3 protein-coding genes and 1 tRNA gene are annotated in these 3,560 nt (G+C 40.0%); all 4 read right to left on the reverse strand.

The genetic code is table 11. From position 1 onward, the window contains the following. Window positions 1-1,017: ATP-binding cassette domain-containing protein (locus PHO70_08550; protein ID MDD5433010.1), on the reverse strand; the 1,017-nt coding region annotated here is incomplete at its 3' end. A gap of 4 nt (window positions 1,018-1,021) precedes the next feature. Further along, a complete protein-coding gene (locus tag PHO70_08555; protein MDD5433011.1) occupies window positions 1,022-1,990 on the reverse strand; it encodes an efflux RND transporter periplasmic adaptor subunit in 969 nt (322 codons plus the stop codon). Then, window positions 1,971-3,266, reverse strand: a complete 1,296-nt coding sequence (locus PHO70_08560) for a TolC family protein (GenBank protein ID MDD5433012.1) — start codon at window positions 3,264-3,266, stop codon at window positions 1,971-1,973. The genes PHO70_08555 and PHO70_08560 overlap by 20 nt, the downstream gene beginning before the upstream one ends. 89 nt (window positions 3,267-3,355) lie before the next feature. Further along, window positions 3,356-3,430: transfer RNA gene (locus PHO70_08565), tRNA-Glu, on the reverse strand. Between the last annotated feature and the right edge of the window lie 130 nt (window positions 3,431-3,560).

Raw genomic sequence — 3,560 nt, forward strand, 5'->3', positions numbered from 1 at the left:
CAGATCTTGAAAAACAAACCGTGTTGTAGAGCCGCTTTGCATAGCAATCCCCTGCAATTTAGGAGAACCGGGCCTTACCAGCAAAAGGTTAGAGCCTAAAGAAGCTAATTGTTTCTCTATTGACTCCTGCGCTCCTCTTCCTAATGCAATCATTGCGATAACCGCAGCAACTCCTATCAGTATGCCTAAAATTGAAAGGAACGCGCGCATTTTATGCGACAACATCGCAGAAACTGCCTGCTTCAAATAATCAAAGAATTCTATCTCGCTTTTTACCGCATCTGCTGACTTTGTTAAAATATTTTTAATTAAATTATCCGGAAGATTTATTTTTGCGGCTTTCTCATTTGAAACAGTTTTGTCGGAAATAATCTCTCCGTCGCGCATATGGATAATCCTTTTGGCATGCGCGGCAATCTCATTTTCATGAGTGACAACAATTATAGTTTTACCCTTGCGGTTAAGCTCCTTGATTATTGACATTATCTCTTCTTTGCTCTTTGAATCAAGGTTTCCCGTAGGCTCATCCGCAAAAATTACGGGGGGGTCATTGACAAGAGACCTGGCTATAGCAACTCTTTGCTGCTGGCCTCCAGACATCTCGTTTGGACGATGGTTCATCCTGTCTTTTAAGCCTACTCCTTCGATTTCCTTCTCTGCCTTCTCTTTCAAGTGCCTCTTGCCAGCATAAATCAAAGGAAGTTCTGCATTCTCCAAAGCAGTCATCCTGGGTAACAGATGAAACTGCTGAAATACAAAACCGACTAATTGATTTCTAATGAGGGCTAATTCGGGATCGCTTAGTTTTGTAATCTCTGCTCCCGCAAGAAAATATTCTCCGGAATCCGGCCTATCAAGTAAGCCCAACACATGCATCAATGTTGATTTCCCAGAACCCGAAGGGCCCATAATTGCAACAAATTCACCTGGAGATATTTTTAATGAGACGTTTCGCAGGGCCTGGACTTCAACTTCGCCCATCTGGTAGGTTTTATTTAAATTCCTAACTTCAATCATAAGCTTAGTTTGATTTTTTCTTCTCCGGACGCGAAGGCATAAATGGATTTTTTGACTTATTTGCGCTAGGAAGGATATATTTTTTTGACTTAACGATTACAATATCGTTAGCGTCTATCCCAGAGATAATTTCAATATTTTTATCATCAGTAATACCTATTTTTACGCTGCGCTTCAGAGGGCTTTTATCGCCTTCTTGTTTTAACAACACATAATTTTCACCTTTTTCTTTACGGACCGCTTCTACCGGCAACAACAAAGCATTATTTTTATCCTCTGCCTTAAAATCCACAGTAGCATTCATACCCGAGCGGAAAAATACCGGGATACTTTCCGGAGCTAAATCAACATTATATATTGTAACATTATTCACAGTTTGAGATTCATAGTAGATATGCGACACCAAAGCTTTTATCTTTTCTCCAAGATAAGCATCTAAAGTTATACTTGCTTCTTGCCCTAATTCAATTTTTCCAATGTCTGTTTCATCAACTTGGGCACGCACAATTAGATGATCGGACAAAACAACTACGGCTTCGCTCGTAGTAACAGTCTGCCCGGGCTGAGTTGTTGCTACAATTACTTCTCCGTCAATAGGCGACAAAAGAGGAATCCCTTTATACACTTCCTTCCAGTATTTCAGGGCATCTGCCCCCTGTCCGCGTGCTGCATCCAAAAGAGCTGCCCTATCAGTTGAACTCATCCATGCTAAAATCTGCCCGGTTTTTACTTTATCGCCCTCCTTAACCAAAATACTATCAATGCGGCCATTAACTGGGGGCTTTATCTGCAACCGGTTTTGAGGCAATACGGTTGCGGTAGTTGAGATAAAAGACTGAATTGTTCCAACCGTTGGCTTTATCTCTTTGGTGATTTCGCTCTCCGAATGTTTGCCTTTTATTTTTATCACTACAAAAATCCCGATTAAGATAGCAACAACTGCAAAAATAATTTTAATTTTTTTGTTGCGCATATTCTAACGTTTCTCCTTTCGCCTGGATCCAGCTGGCTTCGGCAAATAAAGCATTTGCCTGCGCATTCAAATAACTCGTCTTGGCACTAACCAAATTATCCTCGATGATTGTCCAGTTGTCATACGACATAAGGCCGATTGAATATTGTGCTTCAGCAATCTTTGAACGCTCTTGGGTGGCGATTAAATTCTGATATTGAACACCTACTGTCTCTATACTATCACGTAAATTTACCCAGGCTTGTTCCAGATTAACAATAATGCTGTCACGTGTACTTCTTTCTACGGCAACAAGCTGGTTATATAAAGCCTTTGCCTGAGAAACCTGCGCTATTCTTAATCCGCCCTCAAATACAGGCATAGTTAAACCTAAGCCCAGATTCCATCCCGGGTTTCTCGGCGACCAATGGTTATCTGATTTAGTTACTGAGCCGGAACCGGTTAACTGCGGGAAAAAATTAGCATAAGCGGATTTAACTCCGAAAGCCGCGGAATTCCTGTTGTTAATCGCTTCTTGTAGAGAAGGATTGCTTTTTGCTATCAATTCAAAATCGGGTTTTATGTCAACAGGGTTATCTACTGTAAAATCCACTTTTCCAAACATGGGTATAAAAACCTTGCGGCCCATTTCCTTATTAAGCTGCCTTTGAGACAATTCAATATCTCTTTTTGCCTGTGCCAAATTAAACCGGGCCAATGCTAAATTTGCCTCAGCAGTCAATAAAGCTCCCCTGTGTTCCAATCCCGACTCATATCGTAATGTTATCAATTCAAGATTTGACCTTCTGATTTTTATAATCTCTTCTGAGACTTTGACTAATTCTTGCGCCCTGATTAAATTTACATAAGCATTCCTTAAGCCCAATCTTACGTTTGAAGAAGTAAATTTAAAAGCCTCAATATTGGCTTTAACGGTTTCTCCCGCGGCCTTAACATTATCGACGGTTTTCAAGCCGTCAAAGATTAATTGCGTGCCGCTTAAACCATAAGAGTAGCTATCGGTGGTGCTTTTCTTAGCGCTGCTTCCGCTACCGGTTACTGTTTTTCCGGTTGAAGCATCTAAATTAGCGTCTATCTGCGGGTAAAGACCGCTTGCGGTAATATCCTTTGCTGCTTGAGATTGCTTAACTACCTCTTGAGCCGAGATTAAATCCGGATTATTTTTAGCCGCTTCTTTTACACAATCCTGCCAAGTAAGAATTTCTTCGGAAAAAGCAACTCCTTGAATAAAACTAATAATTAATATTATAATAATATAAAGACGTAAGTATCTCATTAACAAAATATTACTCCTTATGTGGACTATTAGTCAAGCGATATTAATATTTTAGAGGAAATTTGGTTAGATAAAGCTTACAAGAAGAATAGCCCCAACCGGATTTGAACCGGTGTTTACAGGCTGAGAACCTGACGTCCTGGACCAGGCTAGACGATGGGGCCAAAAGAAAAACGTAAAATCATTCTACTATATAAGGAACTTAAGTCAATAATTTTATTGACCCCTATCTCTTTACATTATATACTGATAAATCAAATAAAATGGAGCTCTAATCTATGCAAATCGGCTTAG

The organism is Candidatus Omnitrophota bacterium (genome assembly GCA_028715415.1).
Classification (GTDB): domain Bacteria; phylum Omnitrophota; class Gorgyraeia; order Gygaellales; family Profunditerraquicolaceae; genus JAQURX01.

Coding starts and splice junctions, on each gene's coding strand:
- PHO70_08555 (MDD5433011.1), bottom strand. CDS start 1,990: ATGCGCAACAAAAAAATTAAAATTATTTTTGCAGTTGTTGCTATCTTA.
- PHO70_08560 (MDD5433012.1), bottom strand. CDS start 3,266: ATGAGATACTTACGTCTTTATATTATTATAATATTAATTATTAGTTTT.